The organism is Shewanella aestuarii, from assembly GCF_014647215.1.
In the GTDB taxonomy this organism is placed as follows: Bacteria; Pseudomonadota; Gammaproteobacteria; order Enterobacterales; family Shewanellaceae; genus Shewanella; species Shewanella aestuarii.
In genome coordinates, this window is sequence record NZ_BMOT01000001.1 from 559,912 (window position 1) to 585,358 (window position 25,447).

The 25,447-nt window shown below is 39.3% G+C and carries 23 protein-coding genes and 1 tRNA gene; 15 read left to right on the plus strand and 9 right to left on the minus strand.

Going from position 1 to position 25,447, the window contains the following annotated elements:
• Positions 1 to 66 precede the first annotated feature (66 nt).
• Both uspE and ttcA read left to right on the plus strand, forming a co-directional pair.
• The gene (gene uspE / locus IEY03_RS02460; RefSeq protein WP_188839742.1) at positions 67 to 996 is read left to right on the plus strand and encodes a universal stress protein UspE; all 930 of its coding nucleotides are present in this window, start codon (positions 67 to 69) and stop codon (positions 994 to 996) included.
• Positions 997 to 1,086: 90 nt separating this feature from the next.
• Complete coding sequence (gene ttcA, locus IEY03_RS02465; RefSeq protein WP_188839743.1) at positions 1,087 to 2,031, plus strand: tRNA 2-thiocytidine(32) synthetase TtcA; 945 nt, start codon at positions 1,087 to 1,089, stop codon at positions 2,029 to 2,031.
• Between the two features lie 110 nt (positions 2,032 to 2,141).
• Here ttcA and IEY03_RS02470 read toward each other — a convergent pair whose 3' ends face one another.
• Positions 2,142 to 2,777, minus strand: a complete 636-nt coding sequence (locus IEY03_RS02470) for a DUF2987 domain-containing protein (protein WP_188839744.1) — start codon at positions 2,775 to 2,777, stop codon at positions 2,142 to 2,144.
• 151 nt (positions 2,778 to 2,928) lie between these two features.
• Between IEY03_RS02470 and yvcK the strand changes: the two genes are divergently transcribed.
• On the plus strand, positions 2,929 to 3,837 hold the full coding sequence (gene yvcK / locus IEY03_RS02475) for a uridine diphosphate-N-acetylglucosamine-binding protein YvcK (RefSeq protein WP_188839745.1): 909 nt from the start codon (positions 2,929 to 2,931) through the stop codon (positions 3,835 to 3,837).
• Positions 3,838 to 3,879: 42 nt separating this feature from the next.
• On the opposite strand, the gene IEY03_RS02480 is transcribed toward yvcK, so the two are convergent.
• The 4 genes from IEY03_RS02480 to dnaQ all read right to left on the minus strand — a co-directional run bounded on the left by IEY03_RS02480 (position 3,880) and on the right by dnaQ (position 7,784).
• Complete coding sequence (locus IEY03_RS02480) at positions 3,880 to 5,073, minus strand: amino acid aminotransferase (protein ID WP_188839746.1); 1,194 nt, start codon at positions 5,071 to 5,073, stop codon at positions 3,880 to 3,882.
• Positions 5,074 to 5,453: 380 nt separating this feature from the next.
• Positions 5,454 to 5,530: transfer RNA gene (locus IEY03_RS02485), tRNA-Asp, on the minus strand.
• Between the two features lie 173 nt (positions 5,531 to 5,703).
• The gene (locus tag IEY03_RS02490; RefSeq protein ID WP_188839747.1) at positions 5,704 to 7,047 is read right to left on the minus strand and encodes a TIGR03503 family protein; all 1,344 of its coding nucleotides are present in this window, start codon (positions 7,045 to 7,047) and stop codon (positions 5,704 to 5,706) included.
• 8 nt (positions 7,048 to 7,055) lie between these two features.
• The gene (dnaQ, locus tag IEY03_RS02495) at positions 7,056 to 7,784 is read right to left on the minus strand and encodes a DNA polymerase III subunit epsilon (RefSeq protein ID WP_188839748.1); all 729 of its coding nucleotides are present in this window, start codon (positions 7,782 to 7,784) and stop codon (positions 7,056 to 7,058) included.
• A gap of 71 nt (positions 7,785 to 7,855) precedes the next feature.
• Between dnaQ and rnhA the strand changes: the two genes are divergently transcribed.
• Entirely contained in the window at positions 7,856 to 8,329 is a 474-nt protein-coding gene (gene rnhA / locus IEY03_RS02500; protein ID WP_188839749.1) for a ribonuclease HI, read from the plus strand.
• A gap of 7 nt (positions 8,330 to 8,336) precedes the next feature.
• On the opposite strand, the gene IEY03_RS02505 is transcribed toward rnhA, so the two are convergent.
• The gene (locus tag IEY03_RS02505) at positions 8,337 to 9,062 is read right to left on the minus strand and encodes a methyltransferase domain-containing protein (protein WP_229778173.1); all 726 of its coding nucleotides are present in this window, start codon (positions 9,060 to 9,062) and stop codon (positions 8,337 to 8,339) included.
• Positions 9,063 to 9,150: 88 nt separating this feature from the next.
• Here IEY03_RS02505 and gloB point away from each other — a divergent pair, with 88 nt between their 5' ends.
• Entirely contained in the window at positions 9,151 to 9,936 is a 786-nt protein-coding gene (gloB, locus tag IEY03_RS02510) for a hydroxyacylglutathione hydrolase (protein WP_188839750.1), read from the plus strand.
• A gap of 153 nt (positions 9,937 to 10,089) precedes the next feature.
• Positions 10,090 to 11,646 (plus strand): LysM peptidoglycan-binding domain-containing protein, encoded by a 1,557-nt coding sequence (locus tag IEY03_RS02515; RefSeq protein WP_188839751.1) that lies wholly within the window; start codon positions 10,090 to 10,092, stop codon positions 11,644 to 11,646.
• Between the two features lie 136 nt (positions 11,647 to 11,782).
• On the opposite strand, the gene IEY03_RS02520 is transcribed toward IEY03_RS02515, so the two are convergent.
• The 3 genes from IEY03_RS02520 to IEY03_RS02530 are packed head-to-tail and all read right to left on the minus strand — an operon-like array spanning position 11,783 to position 14,674.
• Positions 11,783 to 12,322 carry a BsuPI-related putative proteinase inhibitor gene (locus IEY03_RS02520; protein ID WP_188839752.1) on the minus strand — a complete coding sequence of 180 codons (540 nt, stop codon included), beginning with the start codon at positions 12,320 to 12,322 and terminating at the stop codon, positions 11,783 to 11,785.
• Positions 12,322 to 14,139: an AsmA family protein gene (locus IEY03_RS02525; protein ID WP_188839753.1), complete on the minus strand. Its 1,818-nt coding sequence runs from the start codon at positions 14,137 to 14,139 to the stop codon at positions 12,322 to 12,324. Before IEY03_RS02525 ends, IEY03_RS02520 begins: the two co-directional genes overlap by 1 nt.
• Before the next feature lie 52 nt (positions 14,140 to 14,191).
• Positions 14,192 to 14,674 (minus strand): putative 4-hydroxy-4-methyl-2-oxoglutarate aldolase, encoded by a 483-nt coding sequence (locus tag IEY03_RS02530; protein ID WP_188839754.1) that lies wholly within the window; start codon positions 14,672 to 14,674, stop codon positions 14,192 to 14,194.
• Positions 14,675 to 14,910: 236 nt separating this feature from the next.
• Here IEY03_RS02530 and IEY03_RS02535 point away from each other — a divergent pair, with 236 nt between their 5' ends.
• The 9 genes from IEY03_RS02535 to IEY03_RS02575 all read left to right on the plus strand — a co-directional run bounded on the left by IEY03_RS02535 (position 14,911) and on the right by IEY03_RS02575 (position 25,447).
• Positions 14,911 to 15,222 carry a hypothetical protein gene (locus tag IEY03_RS02535; RefSeq protein WP_188839755.1) on the plus strand — a complete coding sequence of 104 codons (312 nt, stop codon included), beginning with the start codon at positions 14,911 to 14,913 and terminating at the stop codon, positions 15,220 to 15,222.
• Between the two features lie 763 nt (positions 15,223 to 15,985).
• On the plus strand, positions 15,986 to 17,122 hold the full coding sequence (hyaA, locus tag IEY03_RS02540; protein WP_188839756.1) for a nickel-dependent hydrogenase small subunit: 1,137 nt from the start codon (positions 15,986 to 15,988) through the stop codon (positions 17,120 to 17,122).
• A 2-nt stretch (positions 17,123 to 17,124) separates the two neighbouring features.
• Complete coding sequence (hyaB, locus tag IEY03_RS02545; protein ID WP_188839757.1) at positions 17,125 to 18,828, plus strand: nickel-dependent hydrogenase large subunit; 1,704 nt, start codon at positions 17,125 to 17,127, stop codon at positions 18,826 to 18,828.
• 31 nt (positions 18,829 to 18,859) lie between these two features.
• Entirely contained in the window at positions 18,860 to 19,525 is a 666-nt protein-coding gene (gene cybH, locus IEY03_RS02550; protein ID WP_188839758.1) for a Ni/Fe-hydrogenase, b-type cytochrome subunit, read from the plus strand.
• A gap of 5 nt (positions 19,526 to 19,530) precedes the next feature.
• Positions 19,531 to 20,097 carry a HyaD/HybD family hydrogenase maturation endopeptidase gene (locus tag IEY03_RS02555; RefSeq protein ID WP_188839759.1) on the plus strand — a complete coding sequence of 189 codons (567 nt, stop codon included), beginning with the start codon at positions 19,531 to 19,533 and terminating at the stop codon, positions 20,095 to 20,097.
• The gene (locus tag IEY03_RS02560) at positions 20,075 to 21,958 is read left to right on the plus strand and encodes a NiFe hydrogenase (RefSeq protein WP_188839760.1); all 1,884 of its coding nucleotides are present in this window, start codon (positions 20,075 to 20,077) and stop codon (positions 21,956 to 21,958) included. Before IEY03_RS02555 ends, IEY03_RS02560 begins: the two co-directional genes overlap by 23 nt.
• A complete protein-coding gene (gene hypF, locus IEY03_RS02565) occupies positions 21,958 to 24,351 on the plus strand; it encodes a carbamoyltransferase HypF (protein ID WP_188839761.1) in 2,394 nt (797 codons plus the stop codon). Before IEY03_RS02560 ends, hypF begins: the two co-directional genes overlap by 1 nt.
• A 104-nt stretch (positions 24,352 to 24,455) precedes the next feature.
• Complete coding sequence (gene hypB, locus IEY03_RS02570) at positions 24,456 to 25,205, plus strand: hydrogenase nickel incorporation protein HypB (RefSeq protein WP_188839762.1); 750 nt, start codon at positions 24,456 to 24,458, stop codon at positions 25,203 to 25,205.
• 2 nt (positions 25,206 to 25,207) lie between these two features.
• Positions 25,208 to 25,447: a HypC/HybG/HupF family hydrogenase formation chaperone gene (locus tag IEY03_RS02575; RefSeq protein ID WP_188839763.1), complete on the plus strand. Its 240-nt coding sequence runs from the start codon at positions 25,208 to 25,210 to the stop codon at positions 25,445 to 25,447.

A 25,447-nucleotide genomic window follows, 5' to 3' on the forward strand; every position in this document is an offset into this window, starting at 1 on the left:
TTATTAGTAAAAGGTGATACTGCTTATATCACTAACTGCTTAAATTTAAATAGCTTTGGAGGTTTTATGAAGGAATATAAGAAAATACTGGTTATTATTAACCCCACTACCGACCATCAAGCCGCCTTAGATAGAGCAATTGAATTAGCTTCTAAAAGCCAAGCAAAGATTACCGCGTTTTTATCTATTTTTGACTTTTCCTACGAGATGACCTCTATCCTGTCTGCACATGAACGTGAAGCCATGAGACAGGGCGTTATCGATCAACGTACAGCTTGGCTAAATGAACTTATCAGTAAATCCAATTTAAACCATATCGACATTAATTCTCAGGTTGTGTGGCATAACCGCCCTTTTGAGTCAGTCATCAATTACGCAATCGAAGGTGATTACGATTTAATTGTTAAAAGTACTCATGCACATGACAAACTTAAAGCGGTTATTTTTACCCCAACGGATTGGCATTTAATGCGTAAAGCACCTCAGCCGGTTCTTATGGTAAAAGAGCATGATTGGCCAGTCGCAGGAAAAATTCTTTGTGCTGTTAATGTCGCTTCAGAGGATGAAGATCAACAAAATCTCAATGGAAAAATCATTAAGTACGCACAGGATTTGGCATCAAAGTTTTCTGCCAGTGTGCATTTAGTTAATGGTTATCCTGGCACGCCTGTTAATTTAGCTATTGAGTTACCTGATTTTGATGCCAATGCTTACAATGATAGTGTACGCATGCAACATGAACAGCGTGTTCAGTATCTGGCAAATTCATATAACATTCCTGTTGATAATTGTCATGTTGAAGAAGGCTTACCAGAAGATGTGATCCCTGAGCTGGCTGAAAAACTTGATGCTGAACTGGTTATCTTAGGCACAGTAGGTCGCACCGGTTTTTCAGCGGCCCTTATTGGCAACACCGCTGAGCATGTTATTGATAGCTTGAATTGTGATTTATTAGCATTGAAACCCGATGGTTATAAATCACCTTTAGCTGAATAACTCAACTATAACGTTGAGTTGTACTTTACCCAGTAACCGATTACTGGAATAATACGCGCCCTGAAACACATAGTTACTGGGCGCATTTTTATGTCTGAAGTAGATCTACAAGAACAAGTTAAAAAAAATACCACCCGCATGAACAAACTTCAAAAACGTTTACGTCGTGAAGTGGGCTCTGCTATCGCTGATTACAATATGATTGAAGACGGCGATCTTGTCATGTGTTGTCTATCTGGTGGTAAAGATAGCTATGCCATGCTTGATATCTTAATCAATCTTCAGCAACGAGCGCCAATCTCTTTCAAAATTGTTGCGGTCAATCTTGATCAAAAACAACCTGGTTTTCCTGAGCATATCTTACCTGCATACTTAGATACCTTAGGTATTGCGTACCATATTCTTGAAAAAGACACTTATTCAATTGTTAAAGATAAAATTCCAGAAGGTAAAACCACTTGCTCTTTGTGCTCTCGATTGCGTCGTGGCACCTTATACGGATTTGCGCAGCGTATTGGCGCAACTAAAATTGCCCTCGGCCATCACCGTGACGACATAATAGAAACCCTGTTTTTAAATATGTTTTATGGCGGAAAGATGAAAGCTATGCCACCTAAATTATTATCTGATGACGGTGCGAATATGGTGATTAGACCATTAGCATATAGCAGAGAAAAAGACATTGCAGAATATGCCGCGTTAAAGCAATTTCCGATCATACCTTGTAACTTATGCGGTTCTCAGGAAAATTTAAAGCGCGGCGCAATTAAAGACATGCTTAACTTATGGGATAAACAACATCCTGGCAGAATTGAAACCATATTCACTGCGATGCAAAATACCGCACCATCACAAGGCGTTGACCGCGAGAACTTTAATTTTTTAAGTCTTAAACGTGATGAGAATGCCCCTATGAAAGGAGATGTGGCTGAGTCAAATTTACCTGCATTCGATTTTTTAGATATTAGCAATAATGGCCATATTGATCTTGATGCTGCAAAACGTATTGATGTGGTGACAACTTTCAAACCTTAAAATATCATCAACAATACCAGCTGGTGATAAGCTTTTGGTATCTTAAAGCGGTAACCTTATCAAAAATAAAAAGCCCTGATTATTCAGGGCTTTTTATTAATCAATTACAACTAGTTAACCCAAGGACTCAATACGCTAGGTTTATGGGAAAATGACAACTCTGTAAGCATGCCAATCTCTTCAGCACTGATGGTAAAACGGGACTGAATGGCTCTTGATTCACCATTCATCGTTAAAGTTAAAGGCATATCACCAGAAAATTCGAACGTTAACCCTGTTAATGGCTTTCTGAAGTATTTCATCGGGAACCCTTGTAAAGTATCAAGCAACCCGTTCATATCGTCCAAGACTAACTGTAATTCTTTACTAGTGTAACGAGTTAAAGTTTCACGTGCCCTAACCTGCATTGCAATACCACATTGATTAGCATCACCCTGAACTTCTATATTCACTAAACCGCGATTTGATTTTAAATCATCATCAAAAGGCATGAAAATACGTTGTTCATGGGTATAGGTAAGCGGAAATGATTGTGATTCAGTAGTAATATTACCCGATAAAATAGTACAGTTTTCCGATTTAGGTACACTAAACACTAATTCAACATAGGGATAGCTTGCCTTATTAACTCGTTTTAACGGGTTATAAAATCCGCTGTATTCTAAAGAAACAGTATCTGAAGTGGCGTTAAAACTTGTAAACACTAATAACGTTAACCCTAGTACAACACTCTTATGTAATAACATACAACAATCCTGTTCAAACAATAAACAACAATCAAATATGCCTAGAATATTGCATTTTTTTTGCGTTTATTACTGTAATCTATAATACAATCGAAGCGATATTCTATCACATTAATCTACTTAAATTCTCAAGGAAAGAGTCTGTAATGATATGTTAAATCAACGATTAGCCAGCTTTAATAAAGTAGTAGCGATTGGCGGTGGCCACGGCCTTGGTCGTGTATTAGCCTCTTTGTCTTTTTTGGGCGATAGATTAACTGGTATTGTGGCAACTACCGACAATGGTGGTTCTACTGGGCGGCTTAGGCAAGACCAACACACAATAGCATGGGGTGACTTAAGAAATTGTCTTTCGCACTTAGCACCTAGGCCATCGTTAAGTTCACAGTTATTTGACCATAGATTTATGGGTAATAATGAGCTATCTGGACACAATTTAGGGAATGTCATTCTGCATGCACTAGATCAACTTTGTGTTAGGCCACTTGATGCCGTCAACCTTGTACGTTCTTTACTTAAAATCAACACCTCAATTATACCTATGTCTGAAGCATCAACTCATTTAACAGCATTGACTTATTGTGGCAATAAAATTATTGGTGAATTAAGCGTTGATGAAATGAAAGAGGCCCCCGTTGCACTTAGCCTAGAACCAGAAGTGGATGCCACAATTGAAGCATGCGATGCTATTGCAAGTGCAGATCTGATAATACTAGGACCAGGTAGCTTTTTAACTAGCATAATCCCGCCACTGCTATTACCAAGAATTGCTAACAGTATTCAACGGTCGCAAGCGAAAGTAATATTAATTGATAATTTAACCGATGAGTATTCTGTCGCTAATCAATTTAGTATTGGCGAGAAAATAAATTGGATCCACCAAGTTATCGGCGCAGAGATCATCAGTGATGTTATTCAACAATGCCATCAGTCTTCGACTATCAATAGCGAACATTCAGCAATTAATTTTCATCAATTTGATTTAGTCAGCTCTCATCATAAAGGCTTACATGACAAAACCGCATTAGGTGATGCTATCTGTCAGATCACTCGCATATAAAAAAGGACTGCCTAGGCAGTCCTTTTTTATTAAACGTAAAAATTAGAGTACTTTTGCAATCGCCTTGCATACTGCAGGCATATTGTCTTTAGTCAAACCTGCAACACTAATCCGACCTGAACCAACAATATAAATTGCAAACTCATCACGTAGACGGTTCACTTGATCTTTGTTTAAGCCAGAGAAACTGAACATGCCGTTTTGGCGCGAAATAAAGCTAAAATCTTGAGTGACGCCTTCTGCTTTTAAACTTTCAACGAATAAGGTCCGCATTTGTGCAATACGTTGACGCATTTCAGTTAATTCAGCTTCCCATTCAGCTCTAAGAGCATCATCAGCCAAAATAGTACTGACAATCAAACCGCCGTGTGCTGGTGGATTTGAATAATTTGAACGAATGGTCTTTTTAATCTGACTGAAACTTCTATCAGCCGTTGCCTTATCTTCAGCAACAAGGGTAACAGCACCAATGCGTTCGTTATATAAACCAAAGTTTTTAGAAAAAGAATTAGCGATTAAAAGTTCAGGCACAACCTTAGCTACAGCGCGCAACCCTTGAGCATCTTCTTCAATACCTGCCCCAAAACCTTGGTAAGCAAAGTCAAACAAAGGTAATAATGACTTTTCTAAACAAAGCTGAGCAACCAGTTTCCATTGTTCAATGTTTAAATCAATACCGGTCGGATTATGACAACAGCCATGAAGTAACACGATATCACCAGCAGAGGCTTGTTCTAAGTCTGCGAGCATTGCATCAAAATCCATATCATGGGTAGCTGCAGCATAATATTGATATTGCTTAACCGTTAAGCCAGCTGTTTCGAAAATATTTTGGTGGTTAGCCCAGGTTGGATTACTCACCCAAATCGTCTTTGAACTTGTATTAGTGGCTAAAAATTCAGCTGCAACACGTAACGCTCCGGTACCACCAGGCGCTTGTGCCGTAACGGCACGGTGTTGGCTAACTAATTCACTTTTATCACCGAATAATAAGTTTTGTACAACTTGGTTGTAAGCTTGAACACCTTCAATTCCAAGGTAGTTTTTAGTTTTCTCAATTTCAAGTAACTTAGCTTCAGCTTTTTTAACTGATTTTAGCACCGGAGTTTGGCCTGCTTCGTCTTTGTAGATCCCTACCCCTAAATTGACTTTATGTGCACGAGTATCCGCTTTAAATGTATCAGTTAGACCTAGGATTGGATCAGCAGGAGCTTGAGAAACTTGAGAGAAAATCATTACAACATTCCTAAAAATAGTGAAGTACAGATTGGTGTAGCTCTTTATACCACCCTAGTGGGTTTGTGAGTAGTGAGAAGTTTGATTGATGGTTCGATAAATACAGTAAACTTAAGATATATCAAAAAATTGACAAATTAATGCAGATTATAAAATAAAGACGCGCAATTATTGTCATCGATGATAAGTTGTCTTATCTGTATGAGTGTATCTAGGGTTATTTATGTCCTTAACAATTAGTGTCTATGGTAATACGGCCTTTAAACTCTATTTTCTAGTTAAATTGCACAAACCTAAATAAATATCGCATTATCGATATGATAATTACGATTTAACAAGCATAAAAAAAGCCTCATCTAATGATGAGGCTTTCTCTAATTTGGCGGAGCGGACGGGACTCGAACCCGCGACCCCCGGCGTGACAGGCCGGTATTCTAACCAACTGAACTACCGCTCCAAATTTGTTTAAGTTAATTTCACATTAACTTACTGAAAACTAGACTTAATAACCACGATTTATTGGCTGCCGTTTTCAATTGCGTTGAATAATAATCTTGAGAATAAACCTCGTCAACCCTTTTCTATTAAAATATTTCTGATTTGCGAAAAAATAATCAACTAGTCTACATTTTAGCCTTTATCATCAGGTATCATTAAATCAATGTCATCCAGGTCTAAATTATCCTCAGACGATGCGCCTCCGCTTTTAAGCTCCTGTTCTTTTAATCTGGTTTCAGCAGCAGCAAGTGCTTTTGATAACGCTTGCTTTTTACGCCAGATAATAAATCCAATAATACCTATAAATAGTAAAACACCATTTACCGTTGCTATCCAAAAGATGGCGTCATCTTTGGCTTTTTGCTCTTCTACCAACGCGATTTTAGCGGCTTTCTCAGCCAATTCTTCTTCGCTAGGAGGTGGTGCTGGAGGTTCTATAAGATTAAAAAACATTTCAGGGATATTAAGTAAAATTTCACGCCCACGTATCGCGGTACTGGCGACAGTACCTTTAACCCGATAACTGCCAAACTCGGAAACCGTTGGAAGGGGTAACATATATTCAGGAGTGGGAATATCCATCAGTACCACAGGAATTTGTAAACCCGCAGGCCCGACTAACTCGAATTGTAAATGAGTTTGTGACAACAACACTTCGGCTTCGTTGACCGATATAGCTAAATGCCAAGTCCCCGTTAATGGATCATCGGGAGCAATCATTTTGACGTTAATAGGTTGCCTAGATAAAAGAAAGGGCATGTTATATTCACGTTCAAAAATATTATTACGTGCAGTAACACTTAATTTATAATGACCCGCTGGTTGTTCTAGATTAGTGCTACCAGTGAATATTCCGTCATCTGGTCGCTCATCTAAATCTTCACCATTATCTTTATAAGCCCCAACAATAATCGTACCGGTAGCAAAATTATCATCACCAGGTTGGTGCTCACTGGTAAATTTAGACGTCCACTCAATCATGAAATCTAAACCAGGCATGCGCATGGTTAAATCATCGGCGGTTAATCTTGCAACAATTTTAAGACGTTCACCTTGATATAAAGGTTGTGGAAGAGGCTCTACATCAATATTGATTTTAGATACTTTTTCAATTTTAGAACCGGGTAAAACATCACCAAGCAATTGCCATGGGCCTGGGGTTGGGTTTGCTATGGCAATAATGTCGCCCGTTATTCCGTCTACCCACTTGACCGAACCGGGATGACGTGATGAATACCACTTACTACCGTCAGGTTGGACGACTACAACGGGAGATGAGCCGTAATTGCGTTGCACAATTAAGGTAACTTGTTCAACTTCATGATCGATTCTAAATCGATTTTTTAATTCCATAGCATATGGTGCTGGAACATAATCACTAAAGGAATCAGTGTTAGTTGCAGTGTATCCGCCATATGGCAACATAGAACAAATGCCAAATAGAATGGCGTAAAATTTAGCACCGGTTAATTTCATTAAATAATTTATCCTCTCCAGAGGCATTTTCCTGATTTAGCAACCAAATCAAGTCTTTGTTCATGTAGTACTATTTCATCGGCCGATGCGTTGATCACTTTAAGATTAAACGCATTTTGTTCAATTCTTTTAATGCCGCCAGCTTCTTGCCCTGCTTTCTCACTGGATAAATTAAATTTGATTTGACCACCAGTCATAATCAAATAAACATCCGCTAAAATTTCGGCATCAAGCAGTGCGCCGTGATAGGTACGGCGGGAGTTATCTATGCCATAACGGCGACACAAGGCATCAAGGTTGTTTTTCTGCCCTGGGTGTAAACGCTTGGCAATCGCTAAAGTATCAAGAATGTCGCAGATATCTTTGGTCTTAGGACCAATAGGATTGAGTTTTGCAAACTCATGATCCATAAAACTTACATCGAAGTTTGCGTTATGTGCGACAATTTCAGCGCCATCAATGAAATCGATAAACTCTTGAGCAATTTGATGAAATCTTGGCTCACCCGCTACGCGCTGATCAGTAATACCGTGAACTTGTATAGCCTCGGGGTCAATCAATTGGCCAGGATTAATGTATTGATGATAAGTTCGCCCAGTTAATCGACGATTGATAACCTCTACACAACCAATTTCGATGATCCTATGGCCAATATATACCGGACCACCTGCTTGGTTCATACCGGTTGTTTCAGTATCTAAAATAATTTGTCGTGATGCGGATGAAATGATATTCATTTATTTAGTCATCTTCATGTTGTGAGTATACTAACGCCAAAGTTTTCTTAATAAGTAAGTGTAGCAAGTCAATGACTGAACTAAAACCACTTCATATTTATACTGATGGCTCATGCCTTGGAAACCCTGGCCCTGGGGGTTATGGTGTCGTGATGAAATATAAACAACAGCAAAAGGAATTGTCAGCGGGTTTTAAGTTGACCACGAATAATCGCATGGAATTACTTGCCCCCATCATAGCTTTAGAATCCTTATTTGATAGCTGTAACATTATTTTAATCAGTGATAGTCAATACATGCGTAAAGGGATCACCGAATGGATCCATGGATGGAAAAGAAAAAACTGGATAACTTCAGCCAATGAACCTGTCAAAAATGTCGATTTATGGAAACGATTAGATACAGTTAGTCAAAAACACAAAATTGATTGGCGCTGGGTAAAGGGTCATTCCGGTCAAATTGAAAACGAGCGATGTGATGAACTAGCACGTATAGCGGCAATGGGAACGGATCTTCAAGAGGATGTCCACTATCAGCCCAAATAATTTTTATTTATGGTTTCAATCCCGCTCGCCCTACACTGGCTGCTGTGGACCAATTAGTAGGCTTAACTTTTTGCTTATCTCTTATTGGTGTTAACGGCGTATCCACTTTTTTAGCAACGATAATGTATAAGCCACCGGTACTGGGTAACCATTTTTCCAGTTGTTTGTGCCAAGCAATTTTACTGGGATATTCAGTCAATAAGTGGTGATAGACTAATCTTTCATCGGATAATATCTGATAACCTAACAAACCAAGCCAATCTTTTACCCTGGACGGCATAAAGAAATGTCCACTCCATGGTGCAATATTCTGAAAGTCGGGTAATAACTTACCAAAAAAAATCGGACTTATTGGATTAAACCCGCTCAGAATGATATGCCCACCCGAGACAAGCACCCTATCAACCTCGCGCAAAACACGATAGGGATCTTGCTCAAACTCAAGTAATGAGGTCATCAACACAGTGTCGATAGTATTATTCTGCAATGGTAGGTCTTTTGTAGAAGCTTGGATGGCACCGCCTTCAGTTTCAAAAAGGCTAAAGTGATAATTGATTTGACACTGCAAACTGTTTATTTCGGCACTTAAAGAACCTAATTTTAAAAGATGATAGCCAAAGATCCTCGGCCACCACATATTTAAACGGGCTTCCAGCTCGGTTTTCAGTTGCTCACCTGAAGCAAACTCAAGCCAACTCAGTGGTGAATGTGCTTCGGTAGGAATATGTGCCAATGAAAGCTCCTTCAAATTACCTATAGATTGCAGTCAATCTCAGTAATGTTTACTCTAGCAAATCTGTTAGCGAAACTCGAGAATCATAATGTATAAAACCCACCAAATTTCAGCATTTAACGATAATTACATTTGGGTAATCGAAGACAATTATGGTGCGGCTTATGTGGTTGATCCAGGATGTGGACAAAGTGTGATTGACTATGTGAACTCAAACAAAATTCAATTAGTGGGTATTTTAATTACCCATCATCATAAAGATCACACCGGGGGAATTGCATTATTGCAGCAAGCTAATGATCAGCAATTGTGTGTTTATGGCCCAGTAAATGAAGCCATTGACGGATTAACGGCACCCATTTCTATCGCTGAACATACATCAGCTGAACTCAACTTGCAGAATTGGTATCAACCGATACAAGTAATCAGTGTTCCAGGACACACGCTTGGGCATATCGCTTATGTAATCGATGACAACTTATTTTGCGGCGATACTTTGTTTAGTGGTGGATGCGGACGCGTATTTGAAGGCACAGCGGCTCAAATGAGTAAGTCACTTTCGTTATTATCCAAGTTACCCGATTCAACAAAAGTTTTTTGCGCCCATGAATATACACAATCTAATCTTAAATTCGCTATTACCGCAATGCCAAACAACAAAGCGTTAAAAAACTATATTGAACAAGTAGATAGTCTGCGTAAGCAAGGTTTATCAACCATCCCATCCAACATTTTACAAGAGAAAAAAGTCAATCCATTTTTACGTTGTGAAGATGAAGAAATCAAATTAAGCCTGAGTTCAAAATTTAATCAAAAAATTACAGATAATATTCAAGCATTTAAAAATTTAAGGCTGTGGAAAGACCATTTTTGACCCTACATAAAGAGAGTTTAATAAGACAGGCAAATAAATTTAATCTACAATGCTGGATTCGATATTTCTAGGCTGAGAAAAACGTCTCGATAAAGTTAGAAAACATCATATCAGATTTAGGTTCTGAATCTTAGGTTTAGGGATTTTTATTCAATGAAAACAAAGTTATCACTACTTTCTGCTAGTGTAATATTAATGTTGGGCTGTCAATCAATTACCCCCAATATTAATGACGACGCGATTAACGATACTTCGTCGGTAAAAGTCCCAACGAAAACCAGTAAACAGCAGCCAACGACCATTGAAGATATCGAGCAAGATGTTGCCGAGGTCAATGATATTTGGCAACGTGTCCGTGATGGGATGCAATTAAAAATAGCCGAGAAAGAGTTAGTTGATAAATATCGACAGTGGTACATCGACAACCCTAAACACTTAGATATAGTTGCCCAGCGTGCTGAACCGTTTCTTTACTTCATCCTCGAAGAAATTGAAAAACGTAACCTACCGACTGAATTGGCTCTATTGCCTGTCATTGAGAGTGCTTTTAACCCTACAGCCTATTCGCCAAGTGATGCATCAGGCCTGTGGCAATTAACACTTCCAACAGCAAATGCATTTAAAGTAAAAACAAACTGGTGGTATGACGGCAGACGAGATGTGAGAGCATCAACCATAGCCGCATTAGACTTACTTGAATATCTTTATGTAAAAATGGGCAAAAACTGGAATTATGCTATTGCAGCCTATAATTCAGGTGAAGGCCGAGTACTAAATGCTATCAAACGCAATAAAAATAATGGCAAAGAAACTAACTTTTGGATGTTAAAACTACCAAAAGAAACTGCACATTATGTACCGCAATTGATGGCGCTTGCCGATATTATTAAAAATTCCCATGAATTAGGTATTAATTTACCCGCTATAGAGAATAAGCCTCAAATAGAAGTGGTGAATATAGAAAGTCAGTTAGATTTAAATTTAGCGGCAGAAATGGCGAAAATTTCGGTTGATGAATTAAAATCACTGAATCCGGGTTTATTGCGCTGGGCTACCGCACCATTGGGACCGCATTTATTAACTGTGCCTGCAGACAGTGCTAAAACATTTAAACAATCTTTAGCATCACTTGAACCAGAGGCTCGGATTAACTGGGTCAGATATAAGATCAAATCAGGTGACAGTATTGGTGAAATTGCTCAACAATTCGAAACTTCACCAACTATGATCCGCAGTAGTAATGGCATCAAGGGGAATAATATTGTTGCAGGTAAATTTTTAATCATTCCTGTTGCCAGTAAAGATCCAGATTTAGCCAGCATGAGTGCCGATCAATTGCTTGCGCGCAAACCGATTATTCAATCTAGTAATCAACGTAATACCTATACTGTAAAGTCTGGTGACAGTTTATGGGCTATCGCTAGCAAAAACAGCGTGTCGATAGACCAAATTACCAAATGGAACAAGCTTAAGAAAGATCAGTCACTTAAAATTGGTCAAACGCTAGTATTTTATCCAAACCAAATTGCCAAAGTTGACTCAAGTAATGAGAAAGTGGTCAGTTACAAGGTAAAATCGGGTGATTCGCTCGTACGAATTGCGGCCCGTTATAAAGTCACAGTTGCTGATTTAATTGAATGGAACAGCTTGAAAAAGAATAACTATTTACAACCAGGACAGATGTTGAAACTGTTAATAAGTAATAGCTAATAAGTGATAGTTAATCAATAAAACAATAAAAAGCGGTTTAACCTCAGTTAAACCGCTTTTTTATTAGTCAAGACACTCACTATGTTCATAATAACAAGTATTGATGCCTATATTAATGTCTGATAGTACGAATACCTTAATCGACTATCAGCAATTCTACACTGATCTCATTCATTGTCGGTAAACGGCTTTCTAACGCCTTTCCAACAAACTTAGCCTGTAATCTATAACCTTTGGTATCAATTTTAGTCAGAACATCCGCAGGCACATTAAAACTTGTGTTTAATGATTTACCAGCACCAATTCTAACTTGCCTAAGTGCTTGGGTGAACATCATAGTGTCAGACCATGCCCACACTTTGCCACCTTTAGGATCAAGTAACCACAAATCCGCTGACATACCGGAAAAAAATTGAATATCTACCCCGTATGCAGCTTGATTTGTCACAGTTAAAGAAACCGCCATTGATTTTGCATCTTGATAAAATGGCTCTACATCTAGATGACCATGTAATACCGACTCGTTCATGGTTTGCATTTCTTCTCCGGCAGACAACTTCATTATCTTGTGGGTGTCAGTAACCGGCTTTACATGATTGGCTTGAACGTCAGAGTTCATCCCGCCGGCACAACCAATTAAAGTCATTAACGACATCGCCGCAATTATGTTGCGCATTACAATCCTCCGAGCTTCTTAAATAAACTGTCTTTTAATTTATCTGTTTCTTTGTTTAACTTGCCTTTCATTAATGCTTGTGTGTCCAAAGCAAATTTCGGCTCATCAAAACTGCCATTTATTTTAAGCGGAATATCAATACCCGATAATGGATCGGTTTCAGCCCCCTGTCCCGCCAAAGAACCAACCACTTTGGTAACCAGATTGTAATCGATTTGCTGAGTGATAATATTGGCAGTCCCTTTACCATCTAAGCGAATTAACGGTGAAGCCATAGCAAGATCCGGATTTGTTAATACACCTTCAAGCAGAGAGAATCCGCCGGTTAAACTGGTAAAATCCGTCTTCAATTCTTGTTTACCTTCAGCAGATAAGTCACCCGCTAATTTCTTTTGACCGCTACGGATCATCTGAGGAATATTAACCCCATATAAAGAACCATCGGCAATTTCGAATTGTCCATTAGCAACGAGTTGCTGTTTAAGTTTTGCAGGGATAAGGCTGCGGCCTTTACCTTTAACTGAAAAATTCGCGGTGCCTGATAATAAATCGAGTTCTGCTAAATCGGATAACAATGGTCTTATTTGGACATTTTCGAGCTGTTGATTGTATTGATAGCTTGCAACCTTATTTCGACCATCAATGGTTGCTTGAACGTTTAATTTGCCTTGATAAAGTTCAGCGCTTAACTGCTTTATATCTATGATCCCTTGTTTGACATGGGTGTTTAACTGCCAGTTTTGAGTCGTAAGATTATTCACTTTAATGGATTTGGCCTTAAGTTTGACGCTCAAATCGAGTTCTTTTAATCCGCTTAAGTCAGGCTCAGACTCGACAGCGGCATTCTGCTGAGATGGTTCACTATTGCTTTCACTATTTTCTGTAGATTTAGGCAATAAGGCATTTAAATCAATCTCGCCAAATTCAGCAGTTAAATCAATGATCGGAACTTTTTTTCCATAGTTAACAGTGAGTTTGGCTGAAGCTTGAATGCTATCAATTGAAAGCTGGCTGATTATCAGGTCAATATTTTTAGTGTCTAGAGCCAAGGAAAAATCAGCTAGAATAGCCGCTTTTACGGTTTTGTTGGGTAAATCATTGCCGGTAAACACGTTCTGTATTGAGAAATCGCTGATTTGAATCTTATCAATATTAGAAGAAACGTTAATTTTTCCAGAACCTGAAGAAGATAATTTCATATCAGGTAAATCAGCTTCAAATTCGTAAGCCATATCTGCAAACTTACCCAATGAAAACTCACCTAAGGTAAATGACTTAAGGGTAAAATGTTGTTCTGAATTTGCTTGCATATCAATCATATTAATCTGCATATTGGTGATCGCCACACCACCTATCTCAAAGCTGGCTAAAGGTATACGGAGATTATTATTGCTGGTTTCTACAGCGTGAGGTTTATCTGTTGAGCCTGGTGACAAGTCGTCAAAACTGCTATTACCTTTTTTATCTGTGATTAAATTGAGCGTCAGACCGTCTAAAGTTAAATTATCAATTTTAACTTGTTGGCTAAATAAAGGCAGTAAAGCAACGTTAGCAACAGCCTGTTTTACTTGCAACATCTGCTGTGGTTGAAAATTATCAGGGTTACTAAACGCAATTGAACCTACGTTAATTCCGAGTGTAGGAAAAAAGCTCCAGCTTAAATCCTGAACAATGGTTAAAGTACGTCCAGTATGTTGCTTAACGGCATCAACAATTTGAGGCTTAAAATCATTAACATTGAAAAATACTGTCAAATAAAGCACTGCACAAATACCGATCGCAAGTATTGATATCACCAGCCATTTTATTACTTTCATAACCAATCCTTAGCTTAATATTGTTTAAGATACAGGTAATAAATCATAGTCATTATAGCGTTAATTGGGTGTCACTAATGGCTACACCATTTAAGTCAGCATAAATCATCATGCCATCCATAATTTCAATTGAATTTATTTCAAGGTTAACACCAATTTCGCCTAAATCTTTTTTGTCCGTTTTAATCGGATTAACGCCTAAAGCTTTAACGCCAATATTCATAGCATTAATGGTGGCAACATCTCGAATACAACCGTTAATAATGATACCTTGCCATCCATTATCCACTGCGCTTTGGGCTATCATATCCCCTAGTAAAGCTCGTCGATTGGAGCCTCCGCCATCAACAACTAACACTTTACCTTGCCCAGATGTTGCCAAAACAGATTTCACCTTTGAATTATCTTCAAAGCACTTAACTGTGACTATTTGGCCTGAAAACACAGCATTCTGACCAAATGTTTGCCAAGGTAAATTAATCAGTTGTAATTCTTGAGGGTATTGATCAAAAAGATCAGGAAGTAAATCAAGCATAATGCCTCCGTGCGATATAAAGCTAATATTGATTGAAAATTAAGATTAAAGAAAAAACCATGATTGAACAAGTGGTTATAGAACAGATTATTCAACTCTATCATTGTTATCACAGGTTAAAGTCGATCGGTTGGTTCTATTATATAAGTCTTATCTATAAATTAAGTAACTAATATAAGTGACTATTTTTTGATTGTTATTTATACTTTGTTTTTTTATTGATACACAAATCACCCATGAAAAATGATCTAGATCTTGCTCGCGTTATCAATGCATTTGAAGAACTTGAATTTGAACAACGCACCACGACAAACCTTGAAAATGCTCGTAACCAAGCGCAAATGCGTACTTACCTTCAGTCATTGGACTTTAGCTTACGTCGTTTAAAAATCCTCCAAGAAACGATTAATGATCTTGTTGAAGACAAACAAGCAGAGTTAATTCGTCAAGAGAAAATACAGACATATAAATCTAAAATTATCAATTTATCGCGCCAATACAATATCAGTTACCAAGACGTGCTCAATATCATGTTAAAATTAAAATAATACAGCCTGAGTTTTGTCAAAAATCTCCCACTTTTTAAAGGTGTATTTAGCGATAACCATTGAAAATATTGGCTAATAAATTCGCTTCACTTTTGTCGTTTTTAACTACCTTAACAAAAGTGAATAACGCTAATTCTGCTAGTTTAAATTTCATATTTTGCGTGCGCATGATTTGTCAGTTTTAGCGAAAGTGTCTGAAAATAGGCAATCGTCACCTAAAAATCCTATTGCTATATTCTCATTGGTTTTTTATTAATTTCCTAGCGCAAATCGCCAGCCCATTAATGGTTTTGGATAGAACTCATCTTTAATATTGTCATTGAAATTTTATCACCACGCACACTAAATTAAAGACTTAAGGTTTCTAACTTTACGCCGAGATTGACTCAAAAGTGCATGAGTTACCCCCTATTCCTTACATCGCCAATTAAATTAATCAATCAAAAAATCTTACTCAGCAAAATTTTAAGGGCACGGTATCCCCTTGGCATGCTCGCCCATTGCAGAATGTAAATGACTTCTCAATATTAAGTACTTATTGAATCAAATAAGCTAATTAACAAAATAATTTCTTTATCTTATTTGGGTCAAAATGTCCCACATTAAATGCAATAACGGATCAAGATCAAAAAATTAACAACTGCTACATTTGAAATTTACATTTGTCCTTTGAGGATTGATTTAAATCAAGTTCAAGGCTTAAAGACCAACATATAGTGGAATAGATCTTATGCAAACCCGACAACAATAAGAAGGTTACGTTATGGATACTCATGCAGCCCTATATGCGCAAGGCCAGCAGCGTTTAGCTTATTTACGCGCTATTGCGCCAAGGCAATCAGTCAGTCTTGAACAGAAAATGGCTGATAACGGCATTACTCGCCGAGACTTTATAAAATGGAGTGCGGCCATGACAGCCATGCTCGCATTACCCCTTCCCTTTAGTAATTTGGTCGCAGAAGCTGCTGAACTTGCAGATCGTGTGCCGTTAATTTGGCTACACATGGCTGAATGTACCGGCTGTTCTGAATCCTTGATTCGAACTGACTCTCCGAATTTAGACACCCTGATTTTTGACCATATTTCATTGGAATACCATGAAACCCTAATGGCAGCCTCAGGTTGGCAAGCAGAAGAAAATCTTGAACATGCACTGGCACAATACAAAGGTCGCTATTTATTAGCCGTAGAAGGTGCAATTCCAACAGCCAATAATGGCGCTTTCTTAACCGTAGGTTGTAAAGGTCATACCGGACTTCAGATTGTAAAAGAAGCCGCAGAAGGCGCAGCCGCAATCATATCAGTCGGCACCTGTGCGGCTTTTGGCGGTGTTCAAGCTGCATACCCAAATCCTACAGGAGCTAAGGGTGTGCATGAAGTTGTCGATAAAACCGTGATTAACTTAGGCGGATGTCCGCCGAGCGAGAAAAATATTGTTGGCACGCTCATGTACTTCATCATGTTCGGTAAGTTACCTGCTCTAGACATGTTTAACCGCCCTAAATGGGCTTATGGCGCTCGGGTGCACGATAATTGTGAGCGTCGTGGTCGTTTTGATGCCGGTGAATTCGTTGAAACCTTCGGCGACCAAGGCGCAAAAGATGGCTACTGTTTATATAAAGTGGGTTGCAAAGGCCCATACACATATAACAACTGCCCAACAGAAAGGTTTAATCACCACACTAGTTGGCCTGTATTGGCAGGTCATGGCTGTATGGGCTGCTCTGAGCCTAACTTCTGGGATGATATGGCAGATTTTGAAAAACCACTCGGACGTCAACTTCTACATGGTATTGATGCCACAGCAGACACAATTGGCGCCGTCATACTCGGTGCAACTGTTGTTGGGATCGGCGCACATGCCGTTGCAAGTGTATTTGCTAAGCCATTGGAGGATTAATCATGAACAAACGCGTAGTTATCGACCCTATCACTCGTATCGAGGGTCACTTACGTATCGAAGTTGAAGTTGATGAGAATAATGTCATCACTAAGGCTTGGTCATCATCAACATTATGGCGTGGCATAGAAGTTATTCTTAAAGGCCGCACTCCTATGGATGTTGGTTTAATAGTTCAAAGAATTTGCGGAGTCTGTACTTATTCACATTACCGATGTGGTACTGAAGCTGTAGAAAATGCATTAGGTATGACAATTCCTGTTAATGCCAAGTATTTACGCAGTCTTATGCAGTCGTCATTATACATGCATGACCATATCGTACATTTCTATCATTTACATGGATTAGATTGGGTTGATGTCGTCTCAGCACTGGGTGCAGATCCCGCTAAAGCAGCTCAAGATTCACTAAAGTATACTGACAAACCGATTGCAACCGGCGAAGGCGAACTTCGAGCAGTACAAGAAAGGGTCAAAGGCTTAGTTGAAACAGGTAAGTTAGGTCCATTTGCCAATGCTTATTGGGGTAATGGTACTTATCGTTTTACCCCTGAACAAAATTTAATTGCCCTATCACATTATCTTAAAGCACTTGAAGTACAACGTGTAGCGGCTGAGATGTTAGCCATATTTGGTGGTAAATCACCTCACCCACAATCATTAGTTGTAGGGGGTGTTACATCAGTACGCGATATGTTGAGCCCTGCTCGTCTTCAAGAATGGAAGCAAAAACATGCCATAGTGCAAGACTTCATTGAAAGAGCTTATCAAGCTGATATCGTTATGGCAGCAGATGCATTTGGTACTGAAGCGAGTGTATTAGGTGGCGTCAATGTGAAGAGCTTTTTATGTACTAATGACTTCTTAATGGGCGATGGTCAATACCTGTTTGAACAGGGCGTCATCATGCACGGCGATCTCGCTAACGTGACTGACATTAATCCAGACTTTATCAAAGAAGATGTCACTCATGCATGGTACAAAGCCGATGGCGCTCAACACCCCTATGATGGCACAACCGTGCCCGACTATACCGGTTTTGTCGAACGCGACACTGTTTATGGCAAATTACCGACTCTAGATGGTGATGGCAAATACTCCTGGGTTAAATCACCCAGATATCAAGATGAACCTGTTGAAGTGGGTCCCTTATCTTGTTTGCTAGTTAACTACGCCAAAGGCAACCCAATTGTTGTTGATGCGGTTAACGGATTACTTGCCAGAACAGGTTTACCTATTGAAGCCTTATTCACTACATTAGGGCGAACCGCAGCACGTATGCTTCAAACCGTCCTTGTAGGCCAAGCCAGTTTAAAAACATTCGATGCTTTGATCACCAATCTCAAGAGTGATGAATCAACCTACATCACCCCAGAAATTGATTCAAACAAAGAATATGTTGGCCATGCGATGAATGAAGCGCCAAGAGGCATGTTAAGCCATTGGATACGGATTAAAAATGGCAAAGTAGAAAACTATCAAGCGGTTGTACCTACCACATGGAATGCTGGCCCAGTAGATGCTAATGGCAAAATGGGCCCTTACGAAGCTTCATTAATAGGTTTAACACTCGAAGACCCAACCAAACCATTAGAAGTGATCCGAATTATTCACTCATTCGACCCATGTATGGCGTGTTCGGTGCATGTGATGGATTATAAAAAGCAGACCTTAGGCCAATTTAAAATTGATCCCAACGGTTTTTAATGTGAGTGAACATATTCAGGAGGGATGACTTATGCAACATCAAGCAACCCATACCAGGCATTATATTTTTACCCCAGCAATCAGAATATTTCACTGGTTAAGGGCGTTATCAATCTTTGTCTTGATTATCACAGGGTTTTACTTAGCTTGGCCGTTTTTAGTCGCACCAAGCTCAACTGACGTGCTCGTTCAAGGCTGGCTGCGTTTTGCCCATATTATATTTGGTTTTGGATTAACTGCGGTCACTATTGCTCGATTCTATTTGTTCTTTTTCAGTAGACACGACATTGAAAGACGCTCTTTCAAAGACGTGATGAGTGTCTCTAGCTGGATAAGCCAATTAAAATCGTATCTTTGGGTAGGCCACCTTAATAAAGCTGGCGTTTATGGGCCATTGCAATTTGTTACTTACGTTGCGATTTCCATAGTGGCTTTGTTTATCTGTATCACAGGGCTCGTGTTATATGCCAATGTATATCACCAAGGTTTAGGCGGAGCATTGTGGGAAATATCGGCTTGGATCACAGCACAGATGGGTGGTTTAGCGTACGTTCGTGTTATACACCACTATTTAATGTGGGCATTTATCATCTTTGTCGTGATCCATGTTTATATGGCGGTGTGGTCAGGAATTCGCTTTAAGCATAATTCGGTTGACTCAATAGTATCCGGTTATGATTATCATAAGGATCATTAAACGCCGTGAAAAAAATACTCATATTGGGTATTGGCAATGTGTTGTACGCCGATGAAGGTATCGGCGTACATTTTGTCAATTACATCCAAGATAAATACCAGTTTAGCCATCCTAGCTATCAGTTAGACTTAATTGATGGTGGCACCTTAGCCCAAAGCTTAATTCCCTTAATTAGCCAATATGATCAGCTGATTGTTGTCGATACCGTTAACAGTAACCTTGCTTGTGCTGGTGATGTGTTCTTTTTTGATTTTGACCATGCTCCTGCGGAAATAGACTGGCAAGGAAGCGCGCATGAAGTTGAAATGCTGCAAACACTTACCATGATGGATATGGTTGGCGACCGCCCTGCCACTCAGGTTCTTGGGGTAATTCCCACGGTAATTGTACCTATGACTTTGGGGCTCACACCTGCGCTAATTAAAGCCATCCCAACGATGGAAAAAGCGTTAATCTCCTATTTATCAGCACTCGGTTTGATTGTAGAACAAAAAGCTTCAATTCAGATTGAGGATGTGATCCCAGATGCCTATAAGCGTGGAGTTAACCATGAAGCACTTTATTCAGTTTGAATTTATTTGCTTAAAGTCGGTACCGCTGTATGAACACCTGTGTCAGCAATATGCCCTCGACACCGCGTTATCCATTAACTTCGGTATCATTACCGATGAACAGCAGCATATTCATTATATTATTGAAGCGTGTGCCGAGCAGGCTGAATTAGAACAGCTTGCGGATAAAATTGCGGCCGATTTTTTACTCTCTGTGTGGTTAGTTGATACTAATATTCAGCGCATGTCTGAGCCACAATTCCCAATATCAGCGACACAGAGGAAAACTGATGCTGCGCCTTTGTTATTTTGCCAACATTGCCAACCCCTATTTGGCGATAATCAAAGTCCACAGTTCGGTAAAATCAACCTTGTTTGCCATCATTGTCATGGTGAAACAAAACTCACAGCGGCACAACAAGGTTTAACCCAGCATGATATTCATGCCTTGGTTGATACCTTATTACCCAAAGGAACATTAGCGCTTAACAGTGAAGCACTGATGCTTTCTATTAAAGAACCGCTACAACCAGTAATTAACCAGAATCAAGCAAGCTATGTTCGACCCCATATTCTGATTTGTAATCCAAACACCTTAAACGCACAATTAACCGTGAATGATTATCAAATTCTGGCATTATCAAGCATAGAGAAACCGATTCTGACTCTTGCAAGCTGCGATAAGCAGCATAGCCTAGAAAATTGTACCCATGCCGTGCGCTATGATGTGCAATTTGCCTATAACCGTTTGCTACAAGTAATATGCGAACGTTTACGTCAAAAAGGAATTAACTGGGTTTACTTAAGTCCATTAACAGACTTCTCAAATTCAAACCCAGAGTTACGTTTGGCCAGAGTCAATCAACAATGGATTGAAATCGGTAAAACCTCAACGACTGAAGTAGATATTGCCACTCCTTGTTTGCATCAACAATCAAGATTTTCCAATTCGACTAGACAGTATATTGCCGAAGATAAATCAACCTCAAATAGGCTGCCTCATCAAGTACACTTAAGCTGTGCACCCCAGCAACATACCGATTTTGAGTCATTGTCCAGTGAGCCAATTACGCATAAAAACATGGAACAGCATTTAGGTTATCGCGCCCTGCTTGGCAGTTTGTCTAATTATTCAGATAAACCTAAACATGCTGCCGTGTTATATTTTAGCCAGCAGCAAATCAGTGAAATTGCAACCATTGACGGCCAAAGCCAGTTTGAATGTTTTTTCAAATTTGCTGAAATACCGCAAAACGGTTATGAAATATGTCACCAGTTATTATCCAGTAAACAAGCGCCTTTACTGGTTAAATATAAACAACAATTTCCGAAAAGTTATCTGCGTTTACTTGATCTAAAACTGCATAATGAAACCGCTAATTTAAGCAGTTTATTAACGGTTGCCGCGATCATTATTGGCTGCCCGGTAAACGAAAACGCTCAACATGCTGTCCATCAACAATTATTAGATGGCATCATCAGCTCTGCTGAATGCTACCGAGGCAATAATGCGCCAAGAATTGATTTCCCTTTGATTAAAGGAGAAGCGGTAAGAAGTCTCAATTGGTGTAAAACACTGGGTACCTTGATGAGTTTTAAAATTGCTGGCGAAGAAGATAAAGCCAAACTCGCTTATGGTTTTTTTGACTCTTTCGCTGATTTTTTAAGTAATTGGTTAGAACATTTAGATCAGAATATTGGCATCAAACAAATCGTATTAGCGGGAACTGAATTTAGCTATCCCCCTTTAGCGAAACAAATACAGCTGAGAATAGGTAAAAACTTTCCATTAACCGTTAATCCTCAGTTAGATTTAGAGGGCGCCAATATTGCAATTGGCGGTTTATTACTGCCAATTCGTCGACGCGGAAACCACGCTTAATGAAGCAAAAATCAGCCTTGTTACTACAAAAACAAATCACCGCGAAAGGGATAGTTCAAGGCGTAGGATTTAGACCTTATGTTTACCGTTTAGCTGATGCGCTAAAACTTAAAGGCACAGTGTTGAATGACAGCAGAGGTGTTGAAGTTGTATTACAAGGCGCTAAGGAGCAAATTGATGCGTTCATCTTTGAGCTACAAACCACCCCACCACCGCTGGCTCGCATTGATGAACTAATCTGTATACAACAAGATATCATTGAAGTATTTGAACAATTCAATATTTTAAAAAGTGAAGCGAATGATATCCAGGCCATTGTTGCGGTTTCAGCCGATAAAAGTACCTGCCAAGATTGTCTGGATGAAATAAACAACCCGGCTAATAGACATTATCACTACCCTTTTACTAACTGCACTAATTGCGGACCCCGTTATACTATTATTAACCAATTGCCATACGACCGTCATTTAACTTCAATGGCAGCGTTTTCCATGTGTGATGACTGCGCTAAGGCCTATCATGATCCGCTAGATAGGCGTTATCATGCTCAACCCGTTAGCTGCCCTGTCTGTGGCCCACAATTACGCGTATATATCGATAACGAATTTGTAGATTGTCCATCACAGCATGTCATTGCCATTACGGTAAAATTATTAACCCAAGGCAAAATCATTGCCCTTAAAGGTTTAGGTGGATTTCATTTAATTTGTGATGCCACAAATGAACATGCAGTCTCTACATTAAGGCAACGTAAACACCGTCCAGCTAAACCCTTAGCCGTTATGGTGCCTAATATAAAGCAGGCTAAACAATTCGCGAAAGGCACTGATTTTGAATGGCAAGTGTTAACCAGTGCCGAGAAGCCGATTATATTATTAAACAAATTAACTCAAGATAAGGGTGAAACGCCTTTTCTGGCAGCGTCAGTTGCACCAGGCATAGATCGTATTGGATTGTTTTTGCCCTATACACCGTTACATCATTTATTACTTGAGGCATTTAACAAACCCATTGTGGCGACAAGTGCCAATCGCAGCGGTGAACCTATCATAGGAGATATAGCTGGAATTTTTGCATGTTTAGGTGACGTCGTTGATGCGGTTGTTGACCATAATCGCCCAATAGCCAATGCCTGTGACGACAGTGTGGTGCAAGTGATCAATGGCCAGCTGCAAGTGATCCGTCTTGCCAGAGGTTATGCTCCGTTGACACTTAGCCATGGTTTAACCACATCAAGTATTAAGCCAATACTTGCTGTTGGTGCGCAACAAAAAAATACCATCGCATTGGCATTTAACCGCAATATGATTTTATCACCGCATATTGGCGATTTATTTAGCATTGAAGCTGATCAATATTTTAAAGACAATTTAGCGACCTTTAAGCGGCTTTATCAATTTAGTCCTAGTGCCATTGTCAGTGATCATCATCCAGATTATTCCCCCAGTAAATGGGCTCAACAATTTGTTCAACATCATCACGGCGTCGATTTAGTGTCAATTCAGCATCATTATGCACATATTCTGGCAGTAATGGCCGCTAATCAGTATCAACACCAGGTGATTGGGTTTAGTTTTGACGGCACAGGTCTCGGAGAAGATGATGAGCTGTGGGGCAGCGAGGTAATGCTTGCCGATACCAGCCAATTTACAACTCTAGGCCATTTTAGTTCGTTTAAATTAATTGGTGGAGAGCAAGCCATTAAGCATCCTGTGCGGATATTGCTGTCATTGTTATTCGAAACATTTTCCCTAGAAGACATCAAAAAGTTACCCATTAAGGCTATCCAGCAATTAAGCGATACAAGTCTTAACAATCTACACAAGTTATGGCTCAGTCATCATCACTGTATGCCTTGCCGCTCTGTTGGTCGTCTGTTTGATGCATTAGCCGTAGCGTTAGGGCTGATTGACAGTAACCAATTTGAAGGACAGGCCGGCATGATGATTGAATCACAAGCGGCCAAGATGGATTTGAATGGCAATAATCCCTCGATTAATTTGCCTGAATTATCGATAACGTCAATATTGGTGGATAATAAAACCGTCTGGCAAAGCCATGACTTGTTTAAGCAAATAATTAACCTTATCTCCCAAGTTGAAACGCCAAACAAAACATTAGTTTCATACCTTTGCCATCAGTTTATCGAAACAATTGCTAATGCAGTTAATGATGTAGCTCAGCAACACCCTCAATATCCATTGGTATTTACTGGTGGCGTATTTCAAAACAAACGCTTATTACATCGCTGTTTAACCAATGCTGAATCCAACCAACATCAGGTTCTGCCATCTAAATATGTACCAGTGAATGATGGTGGCATTGCTTTAGGTCAACTTTGGTATGGGTTAAATAATCAGCAAAATGAGAACTGGGTCACAAACTCGAATTAACCTTTCATTAACAGTAAAACAATTCAATAAAACTGATTTTCATCAAGGTTTTAAACGCCAAATTATCGCAGACTGTGTTTATTGACATCTAGTTAGGAAAGATTATGTGCCAGGACTGCGGCTGTTCAATTACTCATGACCATCACGATCATTCATTGAAAACTAACCCCCAATTGAATGATAAAAAAACCTTGTCTGTTATTCATAAAATACTCAGTAAAAATGATCTCGAAGCACAACATAATCGCAATCATTTTAATCAGCACCAGGTGACAGCATTCAATATTATGAGTAGCCCAGGAAGTGGCAAAACCACACTTTTAGAGCATCTTTGCCAATACTCAAACTTACGTTATGCAGTGATTGAAGGTGATTTAGAAACATCACGAGATGCGGACCGATTAATTGCTAAAGGCATTCTTGCTTACCAAATACAAACAGGTTCAGCCTGCCATTTGGATGCGTTTATGGTGCACGGCGCCTTACATCACATCAAGTTAGATGAATTAGATATTTGTTTTGTTGAAAATGTCGGTAATCTTGTTTGCCCAGCCAGTTACGATGTGGGTACACATAAAAACATTGTCTTGCTATCAGTACCTGAAGGTGATGATAAAATTGAAAAATACCCTGTTATGTTCCGTAAAGCCGATGTGGTTGTGATCACTAAAACCGACTTACTGCCCTATTTTGATTTTAATCTTGAACACGCTAAAGCCGAGCTATATAAACTCAATCCCCATGTCGACTTAATTGAATTATCGGTTAAAGATGCAGCAACATTTAATCCATTGGTAAACTGGCTTGCCACTGCACACGACAATAACCTCACTGCAAATATTCAGGAGGCATAACTATGTGTTTATCTGTGCCTTCACAAGTTGTCAGTATTCATGATGACGCCAGTGTAACGGTTGACACCATGGGTGTGAAACGCCGTGTCAGTAGCCATTTAATGTCAGAACCATTAGCCATTGGTGATTACGTTCTCATCCATATTGGCTTTGTGATGAACAAAATTGATCATGACGATGCACAACAAAGCTTGGCGTTATACCAAGAAATTGTTGCATCAATGAATGAGCATGGTGAATAG

Excerpts from the sequence above, each read along its gene's own strand:
- gloB (WP_188839750.1), top strand. The coding sequence starts at position 9,151 with ATGTATAAAACCCACCAAATTTCAGCATTTAACGATAATTACATTTGG.
- IEY03_RS02525 (WP_188839753.1), bottom strand. The coding sequence starts at position 14,139 with ATGAAAGTAATAAAATGGCTGGTGATATCAATACTTGCGATCGGTATT.
- ttcA (WP_188839743.1), top strand. The coding sequence starts at position 1,087 with ATGTCTGAAGTAGATCTACAAGAACAAGTTAAAAAAAATACCACCCGC.
- rnhA (WP_188839749.1), top strand. The coding sequence starts at position 7,856 with ATGACTGAACTAAAACCACTTCATATTTATACTGATGGCTCATGCCTT.
- IEY03_RS02535 (WP_188839755.1), top strand. The coding sequence starts at position 14,911 with ATGAAAAATGATCTAGATCTTGCTCGCGTTATCAATGCATTTGAAGAA.
- IEY03_RS02490 (WP_188839747.1), bottom strand. The coding sequence starts at position 7,047 with ATGAAATTAACCGGTGCTAAATTTTACGCCATTCTATTTGGCATTTGT.
- uspE (WP_188839742.1), top strand. The coding sequence starts at position 67 with ATGAAGGAATATAAGAAAATACTGGTTATTATTAACCCCACTACCGAC.
- IEY03_RS02575 (WP_188839763.1), top strand. The coding sequence starts at position 25,208 with ATGTGTTTATCTGTGCCTTCACAAGTTGTCAGTATTCATGATGACGCC.
- dnaQ (WP_188839748.1), bottom strand. The coding sequence starts at position 7,784 with ATGAATATCATTTCATCCGCATCACGACAAATTATTTTAGATACTGAA.
- hyaB (WP_188839757.1), top strand. The coding sequence starts at position 17,125 with ATGAACAAACGCGTAGTTATCGACCCTATCACTCGTATCGAGGGTCAC.
- IEY03_RS02560 (WP_188839760.1), top strand. The coding sequence starts at position 20,075 with ATGAAGCACTTTATTCAGTTTGAATTTATTTGCTTAAAGTCGGTACCG.
- hypB (WP_188839762.1), top strand. The coding sequence starts at position 24,456 with ATGTGCCAGGACTGCGGCTGTTCAATTACTCATGACCATCACGATCAT.
- IEY03_RS02480 (WP_188839746.1), bottom strand. The coding sequence starts at position 5,073 with ATGATTTTCTCTCAAGTTTCTCAAGCTCCTGCTGATCCAATCCTAGGT.
- cybH (WP_188839758.1), top strand. The coding sequence starts at position 18,860 with ATGCAACATCAAGCAACCCATACCAGGCATTATATTTTTACCCCAGCA.
- IEY03_RS02515 (WP_188839751.1), top strand. The coding sequence starts at position 10,090 with ATGAAAACAAAGTTATCACTACTTTCTGCTAGTGTAATATTAATGTTG.
- yvcK (WP_188839745.1), top strand. The coding sequence starts at position 2,929 with ATGTTAAATCAACGATTAGCCAGCTTTAATAAAGTAGTAGCGATTGGC.
- IEY03_RS02520 (WP_188839752.1), bottom strand. The coding sequence starts at position 12,322 with ATGCGCAACATAATTGCGGCGATGTCGTTAATGACTTTAATTGGTTGT.
- hypF (WP_188839761.1), top strand. The coding sequence starts at position 21,958 with ATGAAGCAAAAATCAGCCTTGTTACTACAAAAACAAATCACCGCGAAA.
- hyaA (WP_188839756.1), top strand. The coding sequence starts at position 15,986 with ATGGATACTCATGCAGCCCTATATGCGCAAGGCCAGCAGCGTTTAGCT.
- IEY03_RS02470 (WP_188839744.1), bottom strand. The coding sequence starts at position 2,777 with ATGTTATTACATAAGAGTGTTGTACTAGGGTTAACGTTATTAGTGTTT.
- IEY03_RS02530 (WP_188839754.1), bottom strand. The coding sequence starts at position 14,674 with ATGCTTGATTTACTTCCTGATCTTTTTGATCAATACCCTCAAGAATTA.